13 protein-coding genes and 1 pseudogene are annotated in these 13,524 nt (G+C 67.5%); 7 read left to right on the forward strand and 7 right to left on the reverse strand.

The genetic code is table 11. The features are described 5' to 3' along the window. Positions 1-55 precede the first annotated feature (55 nt). The gene (locus tag ACW179_RS00875) at positions 56-826 is read right to left on the reverse strand and encodes a tyrosine-protein phosphatase (protein WP_492062003.1); all 771 of its coding nucleotides are present in this window, start codon (positions 824-826) and stop codon (positions 56-58) included. Between the two features lie 108 nt (positions 827-934). On the opposite strand from ACW179_RS00875, the gene ACW179_RS00880 reads away from it, so the two are divergent. Further along, a complete protein-coding gene (locus ACW179_RS00880; RefSeq protein ID WP_492062005.1) occupies positions 935-2,257 on the forward strand; it encodes a glycoside hydrolase 5 family protein in 1,323 nt (440 codons plus the stop codon). Here ACW179_RS00880 and ACW179_RS00885 read toward each other — a convergent pair. Next, positions 2,254-3,300 (reverse strand): glycoside hydrolase family 5 protein, encoded by a 1,047-nt coding sequence (locus tag ACW179_RS00885; protein WP_492062007.1) that lies wholly within the window; start codon positions 3,298-3,300, stop codon positions 2,254-2,256. The genes ACW179_RS00880 and ACW179_RS00885 overlap by 4 nt on opposite strands. 154 nt (positions 3,301-3,454) lie before the next feature. Between ACW179_RS00885 and ACW179_RS00890 the strand changes: the two genes are divergently transcribed. Continuing rightward, on the forward strand, positions 3,455-5,080 hold the full coding sequence (locus tag ACW179_RS00890; protein WP_492062009.1) for a carboxylesterase/lipase family protein: 1,626 nt from the start codon (positions 3,455-3,457) through the stop codon (positions 5,078-5,080). On the opposite strand, the gene ACW179_RS00895 is transcribed toward ACW179_RS00890, so the two are convergent. Continuing rightward, positions 5,061-5,954, reverse strand: coding sequence for an oxygenase MpaB family protein (locus ACW179_RS00895; RefSeq protein WP_492062012.1), 894 nt, complete (start codon positions 5,952-5,954; stop codon positions 5,061-5,063). The two genes, ACW179_RS00890 and ACW179_RS00895, sit on opposite strands and share 20 nt — an antisense overlap. A gap of 98 nt (positions 5,955-6,052) precedes the next feature. On the opposite strand from ACW179_RS00895, the gene rutB reads away from it, so the two are divergent. The 4 genes from rutB (at position 6,053) to rutA (ending at position 9,331) form a co-directional block, all read left to right on the forward strand. Further along, on the forward strand, positions 6,053-6,790 hold the full coding sequence (rutB, locus tag ACW179_RS00900) for a pyrimidine utilization protein B (RefSeq protein WP_492062014.1): 738 nt from the start codon (positions 6,053-6,055) through the stop codon (positions 6,788-6,790). Between the two features lie 130 nt (positions 6,791-6,920). Then, positions 6,921-7,307, forward strand: a complete 387-nt coding sequence (gene rutC, locus ACW179_RS00905) for a pyrimidine utilization protein C (RefSeq protein WP_492062016.1) — start codon at positions 6,921-6,923, stop codon at positions 7,305-7,307. Continuing rightward, positions 7,304-8,119, forward strand: coding sequence for a pyrimidine utilization protein D (rutD, locus tag ACW179_RS00910; protein ID WP_492062019.1), 816 nt, complete (start codon positions 7,304-7,306; stop codon positions 8,117-8,119). The genes rutC and rutD overlap by 4 nt, the downstream gene beginning before the upstream one ends. A 153-nt stretch (positions 8,120-8,272) precedes the next feature. Beyond that, positions 8,273-9,331: a pyrimidine utilization protein A gene (gene rutA / locus ACW179_RS00915; RefSeq protein WP_492062021.1), complete on the forward strand. Its 1,059-nt coding sequence runs from the start codon at positions 8,273-8,275 to the stop codon at positions 9,329-9,331. On the opposite strand, the pseudogene ACW179_RS00920 reads toward rutA, so the two are convergent. Together ACW179_RS00920 and ACW179_RS00925 are read right to left on the reverse strand one after the other, a co-directional pair. Next, a pseudogene (locus ACW179_RS00920) lies at positions 9,323-9,437 on the reverse strand (hypothetical protein); the annotation flags it as partial. The gene rutA and the pseudogene ACW179_RS00920 sit on opposite strands and share 9 nt — an antisense overlap. A gap of 23 nt (positions 9,438-9,460) precedes the next feature. Beyond that, entirely contained in the window at positions 9,461-9,964 is a 504-nt protein-coding gene (locus ACW179_RS00925; protein ID WP_492062023.1) for an FKBP-type peptidyl-prolyl cis-trans isomerase, read from the reverse strand. A 265-nt stretch (positions 9,965-10,229) separates the two neighbouring features. On the opposite strand from ACW179_RS00925, the gene ACW179_RS00930 reads away from it, so the two are divergent. Further along, entirely contained in the window at positions 10,230-10,364 is a 135-nt protein-coding gene (locus ACW179_RS00930; RefSeq protein ID WP_492062025.1) for a hypothetical protein, read from the forward strand. 70 nt (positions 10,365-10,434) lie between these two features. On the opposite strand, the gene ACW179_RS00935 is transcribed toward ACW179_RS00930, so the two are convergent. Continuing rightward, positions 10,435-11,106, reverse strand: coding sequence for a response regulator (locus tag ACW179_RS00935; protein WP_492062027.1), 672 nt, complete (start codon positions 11,104-11,106; stop codon positions 10,435-10,437). Further along, the gene (locus ACW179_RS00940; RefSeq protein ID WP_492062029.1) at positions 11,103-13,259 is read right to left on the reverse strand and encodes an ATP-binding protein; all 2,157 of its coding nucleotides are present in this window, start codon (positions 13,257-13,259) and stop codon (positions 11,103-11,105) included. Before ACW179_RS00940 ends, ACW179_RS00935 begins: the two co-directional genes overlap by 4 nt. Positions 13,260-13,524: the final 265 nt, after the last annotated feature.

The raw sequence follows: 13,524 nt of genomic DNA on the forward strand, positions 1-13,524 counted from the left end.
ATCGGGGCGACTTGCGGCGAGCGTGGCGGTTAAACGAGCGTTTGTCACCTGATCTTCAGAGCAGGATATGCGCCCGCACGGCCTCGCGGGTTTGCGCGTCCAGGCCGACCGCCTGTTCCAGATAGCCGTCCAGCGAGCCGTGCTCGGCTTTCATCACTGCAAAGGCGGCGGCCAGATAGTCGGCCTGCACGCCCATGGCCGCGCGGATGGCGGCGTCACTGGGCGCACGCCCCGTGGCCTGCTCGATCATGGCGATGAACTTGGGACCCCGGCGGACGAAGCGTTCCTCGTCATTGGTCAGCAGATAGTCGTCGATGACGTCTTCGTCCGACACCCCGGCGATGTGATGGGTCAGGGCGGCCAGGATGCCCGTGCGGTCCTTGCCGGCCGCGCAGTGGATCAGCACCGGGCCGCGCCCCTGCGCCACGGCCTGGAAGTAGCGGCTGAACAGATCCAGGTGCCGCGTCTTGAACGGCGCGCGGCGGTAATACTCCTGCATGTAGGTCTGGATCGACCCCGGCGTCAGGTCCGAGGTCAGCAGGAAGGTGTGCCAGGGATCTTCCAGCGAGCCCTCGTCATTGTCGATCACCTCGGCGGCGAAGCCCTCCCAGCGGCGCGAGGGATCGCGCTGGCGCTCATTGGGCCGCCTCAGATCGACGATGGTGGCGAGACCCAGCCCCGCCAGCACGGCCAGATCCTCGTCTGTGGCCTGGGCCTGGTGGGCGGCGCGGTACAGCACGCCCTTCTTCAGCCGGCCGGCACCGGCGGCGTAGTCGCCGAAATCGCGGAGGTTCTCGACGCCTTGCAGGGGGATCAGACGGGTCATGCCCAGCGTGTTAGCGCCGGTGCGTGACGAAAGCGAGACTTCCCAAACGGCGCCCTCTCCCCTTGCTTCACAACGCGGGTTAGGGTTGCGCAAAAGGAGAGCCGTTTAATGCTGTCGAGACGTCACCTGCTGGCCACGCTGGCCGCCTTGCCCGCCTTGCCTGCCCTGGCCGCGGCCCGGCCCAAGGGCTTTGTCACCGTCGAAAAGGGGCGCCTGGCGCTGGACGGCAAGCCCTATCGCTTCGTCGGAGCCAATCTCTGGTACGGTGCCTATCTGGGTGCCGACGAGGCGTTCGGTGACCGCGCCCGACTGGGCCGCGAACTGGATCGGCTGAACGCGCTGGGCGTAACCAATCTGCGAGTGCTGGGCTCGGGTGAGCAGTCCCCGGCCAAGGTGGCGCTGGACCCGGCCTTCCGAGGCCCCGGCGAGGACTATAATCAGGGCCTGCTGAAGGGCCTGGACTATCTTCTGGCCCAGATGGATGCGCGCGGCATGAAGGCCGTGATCTATCTGAACAACTTCTGGGACTGGTCGGGCGGCATGCCCGCCTATCTGAACTGGACCGGCAACGGCACCTGGTTCCAGCAGAGCGATCCGGCCTATCCCTGGCCGGCCTTCGCTGACTATTCGGCCCGCTTCTATGCCGACGAAAAGGCCAACGCCCTCTGGCGGCACTACATCAAGGCCCTGGTCACCCGCCGCAACACCGTCAACGGCCGGCTCTATATCGACGATCCGACGATCATGTCGTGGCAGTTGGCCAATGAACCGCGCCCAGGCGAGAGCAAGCCGTTCGTGACCGGCAACCTGCCGATCTATAACGCCTGGGTCGATGGAACCGCCCGCTTCATCAAGAGCCTGGATCCCCACCACCTGGTCAGTTCCGGCAGCGAGGGCGACATGGGCTGCGTGCAGAGCGAGGCCTGCGTGGTCGACTCCCACCGCACCCCGGCCATCGACTATCTGACCCTGCACGTCTGGCCCAACAACTGGAGCTGGATCGGCATGAAGGACCAGCCCTCGACCTATGAGGCCGGCGAGGCCAAGACCCGCGACTACATCCAGCGCCACATCGCCCTGGCCAAGGCGATGAACAAGCCGCTGGTGATCGAGGAGTTTGGCCTGATCCGCGACGAGCGTGCCTTTGCGCCCAACTCGCCCGCCACCTATCGCGACCGCTTCTATCGCACGGTCTATGACATGAGCCTGGCCGACATGAAGGCGGGTGGACCGGTCGCCGGCACCAACTTCTGGGCCTGGAACGGCGAGGGCCGCGCCCAGCATCCCGACGCCTGGTTCAAGAAGGGCGACCGCAGCTATGTCGGCGATCCCCCGCAGGAAGAGCAGGGCCTGTTTGGCGTGTTCGACGTCGACGCGCCGCTGATCCGCATCATTCAGGATCACGCCGGCGCGGTGAAGGCGCTGGGCTAAAACCCCCGCAGCCGCGCCAAGGCCCGTCGCCAGATCGGCGGCTGGCGCAGGGGCGCGGCGAAGACCTCGGCGGGGCGGCCGGTCTGGCGAAGGCCGTCCGTCCCGTCGATCACCCGCACACCCCAGGGCGAGGGCCGGCGGGCGTCGAAACCCTGCACCATGTCCAGATCGGCGACCTTTGGGCTGTTGCCCGACCACGACCAGGCCAGCCATCCGATCCCGCGCTCGGCCGTCAGCCGCAGGATCGTTTCTTCATCGACCGGCTCGCCGGCATGGTCAGGCCCGAACTCGCCCACCACCAGCGGCAGGCCGGCGCTCTGGAAGGCGTCGAGATAGGCCCGCACCGTCTCGCCCCGGTCATAGACCTGGTACATGTGGACGCTGAACACGGTGTTGCGCAGTGGATCGGCGGCCAGAAGGGCGGCGGCGTTGTCACGCATCGTGCCGCTCGAATCCTGGCCATAGTTGTCGCCGTCGACCATCAGCGTATGGCGCAGGCCGCCGGCGCGCAGGGCCAGGATGGCGGTGCGATGGGCCTCGAACCACGGACTGGGCTGACCCCGCACGCTGAATGGCTCATTGGCGATATTGACGATTACCCGGTCCTCGCGCCCCTCGATCAGAGGCTTGAGGCGGAGCCAGTAGGGGATGAGGGTTCCAAGGTGCACAGCGCCCTTTGCATCGGGCCCCGGATCGCCGAAGCCGGTGGCGTCATGCAGCTCAAGGATCACCACCAGCTTCAGGCGATCGGCCTCGCGCAGGATCGCCGCCACTTGCGACGGCGGGGTGCGCTTCCAGCGCGAGCCGTCACTGAGCACGATCCGCACCGTATTGGCCCCGGTCGCGGCGATGTCGTTCAGGCTTTGCTTGGTGTGCTTGTCAGCCCAGGCGTGGTGGACATTGACGCCCCGGATCACGAACGGCCGGCCCGAGGCCTCGACCAGACGCCCGTCGCGAACCGACAGGTCGGCCAGGGCGGGGCCCGCCATGGTCACGGCCGCCGCCGCCAAAACGGCACCGAGGCTCAAGCGAAGAAAGGTCATGACAGGCCTGATCGCGAATGGGGTTGAGGGACGCTACCTTCATAGCGGGTTGGCGGATCGGAGGGCGAGCAGTCTTGCGAATAATCGTTGCCACCGGTGTCAGGCTTCGTGTTAGCCAAGAGGTCGAGACGCCTTCAGAGCGCCGGAGGACACCATGGCCGATCCCATCCGCACCGACCGCCGTCGCCTGATCCAGGGAGCCGGAGCCGCCGGGGCCCTGCTTCTGGTGCCGCATGTCGCGAAGGCCGCGACCGCGCGCTCGCCCATCGTGTCGACCACCGCCGGCAAGGTGCGCGGCACCAGCGGCGACGGCGTCCACGTCTTCAAGGGCCTGCGCTACGGTGCCGACACCGGCGGTGCCCGGCGCTTCATGCCGCCGGTCAGGCACCAGCCCTGGAGCGGCGTGCAGGACGCCCTGGCCTATGGCGCGGCCTCGATGCAGACCGGCAAGGGCGAAGAGAGCGAGGCCCTGTCGGAAGACTGCCTGTTCCTCAATGTCTGGACGCCAGCAAAAGCCGGCAAGGCGGGCCTGGCCGACAACGGCAAACGGCCGGTGATGGTCTACATCCACGGCGGGGCCTATAACGGGGGCTCGGGCGGAAGTCCCTGGTATGAAGGGACCAAGCTGGCCAGGCGCGGCGACGTGGTGGTGGTCACGCTCAACCACCGCCTCAATGCCTTCGGCTATCTCTATCTGGCGCGGATCTTCAACGACCCCAGCGTCGCCGACAGCGGCAATGTCGGCCAGCTGGACCTGGTGCTGGCGCTGGAATGGGTGCGCGACAACATCGCGGCCTTCGGCGGCGATCCTGGCAATGTGATGCTGTTTGGCCAGTCCGGCGGCGGGGCCAAGATCGCCACCCTGATGGCCATGCCCTCGGCCAGGGGCCTGTTCCACCGCGCCGCCACCATGAGCGGCCAGCAGGTGACGGTCGGGGGGCCCTTCAATGCTACAAAGCGCGCCCAGCTGTTCCTCGACAAGCTGGGCATCAAGGACCTGGCCGCCCTGCGCGCCCTGCCCGCCGACCAGATGCTGAACGGCCTGAAGGCCGTCGATCCGGTCGCCGGGACCGGCGGGGTCTATATGGGTCCGGTGCTGGACGAGCGCGCCCTGACCCGCCATCCGTTCTTCCCCGACGCCGCGCCCCAGAGCCTGGACATCCCGATGATGTGCGGCAACACCCATGACGAGACGCGCGGCTTTGTCGGCTGGGATCCCAAGGTGTTCGAGATGAGCTGGGAGCAGGTGGTGGCCCGCCTGCCGGGCCAGTTCAACGCCCGCATCGACATCGACCCCGCCACCGTCGTGGCCGAATACCGCCGGCTCTATCCGCACTATTCGCCGGCCGACGTCTATTTCGCCGCCTCGACCGCCGGCCGCTCGTGGAAAGCCGCGATCATCCAGGCCGAGGAACGGGCCAGGGCTGGCGCGCCGGCCTATGTCTATCAGCTGGACTGGAAGTCGCCCAAGGATGGCGGCCTCTGGGGCGCGCCCCATACCCTCGATATCGGCCTGGTGTTCGGCACGCTGGACGCCAAGGGCTCGCTCGTCGGGACGGGCCCCGACAGCGTGGCGATGTCCAACGCCATGAGCGACGCCTTCATAGCGTTCGCCCGCACGGGAAACCCCAACTGCGCGGCGATCCCGGCCTGGGAGCCCTATACCCTGCCCCGCCGCCAGACGATGGTGTTCGACAACACCTCCCGCATGGCCGACGACCCGCGCGGGGCCGAGCGCGAGCTGTTCAACAAGGTGCCTTTCACCCAGTTCGGGACCTGATCGGCCGATACAGCCAGTCCGCCGGCAGGCCCATCCTGACGCAGGCCTCGGACGGCGGCGCGCCGGGAACCGCAAGGCGATCCATGGCCCGCCCGGCCAGGCGGATGGCCTGCATCTCGAACGGACGCGGCAACCACTCTGGCCCCAGCCCCAGCACTGCCCGCACCTCGGTTGGAACCAGCCCGACCGCCGCGCGGATCAGGGGCCGCTGCAGACGGCTGACCGGCCCAGGCGCCAGCTGCGTCTGGCGCATCAGGGTCAGGAACTCCAACACGATGTCGGAAGGCTCAAGACGCGGCAGCATGGCGGCCAGCTGCGCCTGCCATTCCGCCTGCGAGGTCGGCGCGCCCAAAGCGCCATACAGCCGCGCGGCGGGCGCGGCCTCGGCATAAAACTGGTCCTTCTGGGCGTCCGTCAGGGGCGCAACGCAGGCGTCATAGGCCGACAGAAAGCCGAAACTGGCGGTGGCCTGCACCCAGTCAAGCAGGACCCGATCATCCGCACGATAGGCCTGACCATCGGGCGTGGTTCCAGCCACCCGCGCGTGTTGGCGACCGACCCCGGCGATCATCGCCCCGGCCACCGAACGCGCGCCATAGACCGTGACCATGGCCGCCAGTCCCGTGCGCTTCAGACGGCCCAGGGGGTCAGTGCGAAAGCTGGAATGCTCCCACACCCCCGTGCGCACGCGCGGTTCGGCCAGTTCCAGGATCACCGCCGTCACCCCGCCCACGAACAGGGCGACGGGGTTCTTGAACACCCGCCACGACACCGAGTCCGGCGCGGCCAGGGCCGGTTCACCGGGCGGCGCGGCGAAATCGACGGTCGGCCCGCCCGGCGTTTCGATCAGGTTTCGAACGGATCGTGCCAGCATGGCCTCTAAACGCATCAAGCCGGCTTGACGAACCGGGCGCGGGTCGTCGTCATCGTTGATCCGGCCTCTCCGCGTCGCGCGTTTCTGGATGGTATGACATGGCTCTCGATCCCGACAAGGCCGGCGGACCGATCAAGCCCCTGTCGCCGGACGCGGTCATGCTGCCGGCCCGGCCCGAGCCGATCCCGGTCGATCCGAAGACCACGGCGGTGATCGTCATCGACATGCAGAACGCCTATGCCTCGCCGGGCGGCTATCTGGACCTGGCCGGGTTCGATATCAGCGGCGCGGCCGGGGTGATCGCGCAGATCCAGGCCATCCTGCCCGTGGCCCGCGCGGCCGGCATGCAGGTGATCTACTTCCAGAACGGCTGGGATGACCAGTATGTCGAGGCCGGCGGTCCCGGTTCGCCCAACTGGTGGAAGTCCAATGCCCTGAAGACCATGAGGGCCCGGCCCGAACTGCAAGGCAAGCTGCTGGCGCGCGGCCAGTGGGACTATGAGCTGGTCGACGCCCTGAAACCCGAGCCGGGCGACATCTGTCTGCACAAGACCCGCTATTCCGGCTTCTTCAACAGCCAGCTGGACAGCGTCTTGCGAGCGCGCGGCATCCGCCATCTGGTGTTCGTCGGCATCGCCACGAACGTGTGCGTGGAGTCGACCCTGCGCGACGGCTTCATGCTGGAATATTTTGGCACGGTGCTGGAGGACGCCACCCATCAGGCGGGTCCGGATTTCGTACAGAAGGCGGCCCTGTTCAACATCGAGACCTTCTTTGGCTGGGTCTCAACGACGGCCGATTTCAAGGGGGCGTTCGGGCAACTGGCGCCGCGCTAACCCCCTCCGGCCCTCCGGGCCACCTCCCCCAGAGGGGGAGGATCTAGGCCGAGCAGCTGCTCCCCCTCTGGGGGAGCTGTCGCGGAGCGACTGAGGGGGCCTTCACCGAGTTTGATAGAGGACACCACCCATGCCCAAGACCATCATCCTCCCGCCCGGCACGGGCACCCCCATCGCCCCGTTCTCGCCGGGAACCCTGGCTGACGGGGTGGTCTATGTCTCGGGCACCCTGGCCTTCGACAAGGACAACAATGTCGCCCATGTCGGCGACGCCGAAGCCCAGACCCGGCAGGTGCTGGAGACCATCAAGTCGGTCATCGAGACGGCCGGCGGCACGATGGAGGACGTGACCATGAACCACATCTTCCTGACCGACTGGGCCAACTATCAGACCATCAACAAGGTCTATGCCGAGTACTTCCCCGGCGACAAACCGGCCCGCTACTGCATCCAGTGCGGCCTGGTGAAGCCCGACTTCCTGGTCGAGATCGCCTCTGTGGCCCATATCGGCAAATGACCTGCGGAACCGTCGACGGCCTGCACTACGAACTGCACGGCGGCCCCGTCGCCGGACGGACAGCCGTGCTGCTGTCGTCGGGCCTTGGCGGCTCGGGCGCCTTCTGGGCACCGCAGATGGCGGCCCTGCTGGAGCGGTTCCCGGTGGTGCTCTACGACCACCGGGGCACGGGCCGCAGCGTGCGCCAACTGCCATCCCCCCCCGATGGCCCCTATGCCGTTCAGGACATGGCCGACGACATGGTCAAGGTCATGGACGCTCTGGGTCTGGACAAGGTCCATATCGTCGGCCATGCGGCGGGTGGCAATGCCGGCCTGGCCCTGGCGCTCAGCCACCCTGACCGCCTGGCCAAGCTGGTGGTGGTCAACGGCTGGAGCCGGCCCGACCCGCACATCAGGCGCTGCTTCGACACCCGGATCCGCCTGCTGGAAGACAGCGGTATCGAGGCCTATGTCCACGCCCAGCCGCTGTTCCTGTATCCGGCCGACTGGATCTCACGGAACCACGCCCGGCTGATGGCCGAGGAGGCCCACCACGTCGCCGGCTTTCCGCCCCCCGAGGTGATGCTGGCGCGGATTCGGGCGCTACTGGCCTTCGATGTCGACGCCGACCTGGAGCGCATCGGCCACCGCGTGCTGGTCAGTTGCAGCGCCGACGACATGCTGGTGCCGATGAGGTGCTCGCAACACCTGGCCGGACTTTTGCCCAACGCCGACCTGCAGCAGGTCGCCTGGGGCGGCCACGGCTTCACCGTCACCGATCCAGAGACCTTCAATGAGGCGCTGCTGGGCTTTCTGGAGGGGGACAAATGAAGATCCTCCCCCTGAAGGGGGAGGTGTCGGCGCAGCCGACGGAGGGGGAAGTCCTGCTGACCTTGCCCCTTCCCCCTCCGGCGCTTCGCGCCACCTCCCCCTCTGGGGGGAGGATTTCAGTATCTCAAGACATTCCCCAGAGGACTTAATCCCATGCAGGTCGGCGTCTTCATTCCCATCGGCAACAACGGCTGGCTCATCTCCGAGACCTCGCCGCAGTACATGCCCAGTTTCGAGCTGAACAAGGAAATCACCCTGAAGGCCGAGCAATACGGCTTCGACTTCGCACTCTCGATGATCAAGCTGCGCGGGTTCGGGGGAAAGACCCAGTTCTGGGAGCACAATCTCGAGAGCTTTACCCTGATGGCCGGTCTCGCGGCCGTGACCACGAAGATCAAGATCTTCGCCACCGTCGCCACCCTGACCATCCCGCCGGCCATCGCCGCGCGGATGGCCTCAACCATCGACTCCATCGCGCCCGGCCGCTTTGGCCTCAACCTGGTGACCGGCTGGCAGAAGGCCGAATACAGCCAGATGGGCCTGTGGCCGGGCGAGGCCCACTATACCGACCGCTATAACTACCTGGCCGAATACACCACCGTGCTGAAGGACCTGCTGGAAACCGGCGTTTCCGACTTCAAGGGCCAGTACTTCCAGATGGACGACTGCCGGGTCAGCCCGCACCCGAAGGAAACCAAGCTGATCTGCGCCGGCTCGTCGGACGAGGGCCTGGCCTTTACCGCGCAGTATGCCGACTACAGCTTTGCCCTGGGCAAGGGCACCAACACCCCCACCGCCTTCGCCTCGGTCAACACGCGCCTGGAGGCCGCCGCCGCCAAGACCGGCCGCGACGTGGCCAGCTTCATCCTGTTCATGGTCATCGCCGACGAGACCGACGAGAAGGCTTTTGCCAAGTGGCAGCTCTATCGCGACGGGGCCGACCAGGAGGCCCTGGCCTGGCTGACCCAGCAGGCCGCGCCCAATGCGGCGGCGGGTGCCACCACCAACACCGCCCAGCTGGCCGATGCGGCCTCGGCCGTGAACCTCAACATGGGCACGCTGGTGGGGTCTTATGAGAGCATCGCCCGGATGCTGGACGAGGTCGCCGCCGTGCCCGGCACCGGCGGAGTGCTGCTGACGTTCGATGACTTCGTGCAGGGCGTCGAGGACTTCGGGACGAAGATCCAGCCGTTGATGAAGAGCCGGAAGTAACCAGATCCTCCCCCTAGCGGGGGAGGTGTCGGCGCAGCCGACGGAGGGGGAAGTGACTGCAGACTCAATGCAGTCTTCCCCCTCCGGCCTTCGGCCGCCTCCCCCTTCAGGGGGAGGACCTACCCGCCATCAATCCACCGCCAGCATGCCCAGCAGTTTCAGGCGGAACACCATCACGCTGCCCGGCGGGATCGGGCCCATCTGTCGGTCGCCATAGCCCAGTTCCAGCGGCACATAGAGCAGCCACTCATCGCCGACCTTCATCATCGGCAGGGCGTCAAGCCAGGCCTGGACCAGCCCGTCCAGGGGCATGATCATCGACTGGTTGCGCTCGAACGAGCTGTCGAAGACCGTGCCGTCCAGCAGCTTGCCTTCGTAGTGCACCTTGATGATGTCGCCCAGCTTGGGCGAGGGACCGTCCTTGGGCCCAGAGGCGACCACCTTGTATTGCAGGCCCGACGGCAGAGCGACGACGCCCGGTGCCTTGGCATTGGTGGCCAGGAACGCCTTGCCGGCCACGGCCGCCGGTGACGGTGCCAGACTGGGTGGCGGACTGACCACGGGGGCCTGGGCCAGGGCGGGTCCGGTTGCAGACAGGGCCAGACACGCGGCCAGATAGACTAAACGAAGCATAGGGGGTCCTGATCAAGCATCCGGGGTGATCCAGAACCTAGAAACTTTCCGCCCTGATGCAACCTTTTCATCAAAGCGGAAAGCGCCGTAGAATCAGAGCCTTGATCCTGAGAACAATGCGGTTCGCCCGGGGCGGGAAACTCAAAACGGGGCCATTAGCCAAGTTTCTTGTCCGCCGTGAAAAGATTAATCGTGCCTTAATAGTGGTTCTGGTCCACGGTAGTGGGCAGGAAACGGCCGCCAAAAACAAAAAGGGAGGTAAGCCATGCCCAAACATTCCGGCGCTTGCGCCACCCAACGGCGTCTCTGGCAGCGCTATCCGATGTTCGCCCTGTTGGCGGGCTGGATCGCCATCGGCGCCGTCACCCTTGCCGGCGTTTCGCAGCTTTACATGCACTAGAGCGCGTTCCGAAAAGTGGGAACCGGTTTTCGGAATGAAACGCGCGTGAAAACTAAAGACTAGAGCGTCTCTAGACCAGACCCCGACGCGCGGCCTCCAGCGCGGCTTCGGCGCGCGAGCAGATGTTGAGCTTGCGGTAGATGGCCTTGACGTAGCCGGCCACGGTCTGCTCGGCCACCCCCATCACCTTGGCCGCCTCGCCCGAGCGCAGGCCCCGGCCGATCAGCCGCAGCACCTCGGTCTCGCGGGGGGTCAGGGCGGCCAGCGGCTCAAGCGTGTCGGGCACGCGCGGCTGGTCGCGGAAATAGCCCAGCATCCGGCGGGCAATGGCCGGTGACAGCGGCGTCTCCCCCTCCTCCAGCCGGTGCAGGTAGCGCACCAGATCGTCGGCTCCCATGTCCTTCAGCAGATAGCCACAGGCCCCCGCCGCTATGGCGTCGAACAGATGGCCGTCATCGGCATAGATGGTCACCACCACCGCCCGCGTGTCGCCGGCCCGATCGGAGATCTGACGCAGCAGGTCGATACCGCTGCCGTCGGGCAGGACCAGATCGACCAGGGCCAGGTCGGGCGTCCAGGGCCGCGCGGCCGGCGGATCGAGCAGGGCCCGCGCCTCGCGCAAGGTGCGCGCGCCCCGGGCGTCGATGCCCGGAAAGGCCAGGCTGAGCGCCACCAGCAGGTGCAGGCGGGTCTCGTCCTGGTCCTCTAGCACCAGGGCCGTGGCGGGGGGCGAAACGGTCACGTTGCAGGTCCTGGATTGAGAGGCACGCTGAGCCGCACGACCGTCCCTTGGGCGACGTCAGGAAACTCGACCGCGCCGCCGATCTCGCCAAGCCGGCGTTGCAGATTGGCCAGGCCACTGCGGCGACCGCCGGGCTCGCGCGGCAGGCCCACGCCGTCGTCGCTGATAATCATGTCGAGACGCTCACGGGACTGTTGCACGGTCACGGCCACGCGCTGGGCGTGGGCATGACGGATGGCGTTGGAGATCACCTCGCGACAGGCCGAGGTCAGGTTCTTGTAGACGCGGTAAGGGGCCGCCGGACCGGGGGCGTCATCCTCCGGCGGCGGCCAGTCCAGCGCCAGGCCGGCGGCGGCCAGGCGCTCGGCGGTCTCGTGGCGCAGGTCGGCCAGCACGTCGTCCAGCGGCAATTCGTGTCCCGATAGGCCCGAGACGATGGCGCGCAGGTCGCCGATAGCCCCGCGCATGGCCTCGTGGGTCTGGCTCAGCTCCTTGCGATGCAGGCCCGACAGCAAGCGGGCGCCCACGTCGTCGTGCAGGTCGCGGGCGATGCGCAGCCGCTCTTCGACCACGCCGCGGGCATAGGCGTCGCGGCCTTCCTCGATCTGGCCCAGCAAGGACGCCAGCTGATCAGCCAGCTGCAGTTGGGCAGTTCCGAACAGACCCCGGCCCCGGGCCGGAAAGCGCAGCAACAGGGCCGGTGCCCCGGCGGCCGGCGGCAGGCTCATGGCCACGCCCTCACCCACGATGACGGCGCGTGCCAGATCGGTTCCCGGCGGCGCGGCGGCGATCTCGAGCGGCTCATAGACCCTGGCCAGCAGGTCGCGCCAGGCGGCGTCGCGCGCGCCGGCCTCGTGGGTGAGGGCCACCTGGGCGACGGCGGCGAACATCTCGTGATCCTTCATGGTGCGACGCGCCACCGTGCGCCGCCACAGCACGTCGCGGAACGGCAGATAGGCGAAGGCCACGACCAGCAAGGCCGCGCCCAGCGAGGCCTCAGGGCTGTAGCGCAGCACCGCCAGCAGCACCGCGTCGAGGATCAGCAGGGCCGCGCCGGCGCCCAGATAGAACAGGATGCGAAACGCCCACTGGTCCAGCTCGAACAGCTTGTGCCGCCGCAGCCCCACCGCCATGCCGATATAGATGATGACGAAGAACCCCAGGGCGAAGCGCGGGTCGATCAGGGCCCCGCGTCCCAGGCTGGCCGGAGCGGCTACCGAGACGATGAACGCCCCCGCCCCCAGGATCACCGACAGGCCCAGCCACCGGGTGGCGGCCATGGCGGCGGGGTCCTTGCGGCTGGCAAAGGCCTGAACCCCGATGGCCACCACGATCAGGACCATCTCGATCACCGTGATGCCCTGCCCCAGGCTGTCGAGGCTGGGATTGCCCGGTAACAGCGGCAGGGCGGCCCAGATCCCCACGCACACCGGGGCCAGCAGCACCACCGGCAGGCGCGTGATGCGGCGCGGATACGACAGGAAGAACGCGATCATCGCCCCGCCATAGGCCACCGCGCCGCCCATGTTCAGCCACAGCACCGGCGCCAGAACGGCGGCGTCCATGGCCAGTTCCAGACTGGCATGCACCGCCCAGCCAAAGGTGAAGGCCAGCATCGACAGACCCGTCAGGGCGAACAGCTGGGTGGCCAGCTCGCGCGGCCGCAGCGCCCACACCCAGCCGCAGATAAGGGTTGCGATCAGGCCAAACGACAGATTGGCCCAGAACTCGACGCCCAGGGTCGACAGCGGCCGGGGGCGATCCGCCAGTGTCACCGTGCGGACCGGGCCACCGGGGCTCTGCACCGTCAGGCGCACGGGCCGCGCCTTCAGCGCTTCGGCCACCGCGTCGTTGCGGCGCATGGCCGCGTCGCTCAGCGCCTGGGTCGCCTGGCTGTCCTCGTTGTCGAGCGACTGGCCCGTCAGGGGGACGCCGGCCGCAGCCACCAGCCGGTCGCCGGCCCTGACGCCCGCCCGCGCCGCCGGTCCGTCCGCATCGACCCTGGCCACGACCACCGGCGCGTCGGCGCTCGCCGCGTCCAGCCCCATGCCCAGCCAGGCCGGCCCGGTCGACAGGCTGACCGCCGTCAGCGCCACCGCGATACAGAAGAACACCACTCCGAGCAGGAGGGTGCTGGGAGAGGATACGCGCATATCACCCCGACGGACCGAACTTGACCAAGCCTAGAGGCATTCCGTTACCGTCGTCCACCGTTGACACCATCGGTCGGCGAACGGGGTGTGGGGAGCGTTCGCCTATGTCCAAAGGAGCGTCGGAGATCACTCCTATCGGGCTTAGCGGGCGTCTCCCATCGGAGTTGGCTCGCCATTCGCTCCAAAATCAACGGCCGTAAGCACAACCTTGTAGAAGTGCCGAGGGCGCGAACTTGACCTTGAATTGCACCTCTCGGCAATCGAT

The organism is Caulobacter sp. AVps18 (assembly GCF_058681425.1).

Bases quoted from the DNA above. Each gene is read 5' to 3' on its own strand.
- rutA (WP_492062021.1), top strand. From the start codon at position 8,273: ATGCAGGTCGGCGTCTTCATTCCCATCGGCAACAACGGCTGGCTCATC.
- ACW179_RS00925 (WP_492062023.1), bottom strand. From the start codon at position 9,964: ATGCTTCGTTTAGTCTATCTGGCCGCGTGTCTGGCCCTGTCTGCAACC.
- ACW179_RS00940 (WP_492062029.1), bottom strand. From the start codon at position 13,259: ATGCGCGTATCCTCTCCCAGCACCCTCCTGCTCGGAGTGGTGTTCTTC.
- ACW179_RS00885 (WP_492062007.1), bottom strand. From the start codon at position 3,300: ATGACCTTTCTTCGCTTGAGCCTCGGTGCCGTTTTGGCGGCGGCGGCC.
- ACW179_RS00880 (WP_492062005.1), top strand. From the start codon at position 935: ATGCTGTCGAGACGTCACCTGCTGGCCACGCTGGCCGCCTTGCCCGCC.
- rutD (WP_492062019.1), top strand. From the start codon at position 7,304: ATGACCTGCGGAACCGTCGACGGCCTGCACTACGAACTGCACGGCGGC.
- ACW179_RS00895 (WP_492062012.1), bottom strand. From the start codon at position 5,954: ATGCTGGCACGATCCGTTCGAAACCTGATCGAAACGCCGGGCGGGCCG.
- ACW179_RS00930 (WP_492062025.1), top strand. From the start codon at position 10,230: ATGCCCAAACATTCCGGCGCTTGCGCCACCCAACGGCGTCTCTGGCAG.
- rutB (WP_492062014.1), top strand. From the start codon at position 6,053: ATGGCTCTCGATCCCGACAAGGCCGGCGGACCGATCAAGCCCCTGTCG.
- ACW179_RS00890 (WP_492062009.1), top strand. From the start codon at position 3,455: ATGGCCGATCCCATCCGCACCGACCGCCGTCGCCTGATCCAGGGAGCC.
- rutC (WP_492062016.1), top strand. From the start codon at position 6,921: ATGCCCAAGACCATCATCCTCCCGCCCGGCACGGGCACCCCCATCGCC.
- ACW179_RS00875 (WP_492062003.1), bottom strand. From the start codon at position 826: ATGACCCGTCTGATCCCCCTGCAAGGCGTCGAGAACCTCCGCGATTTC.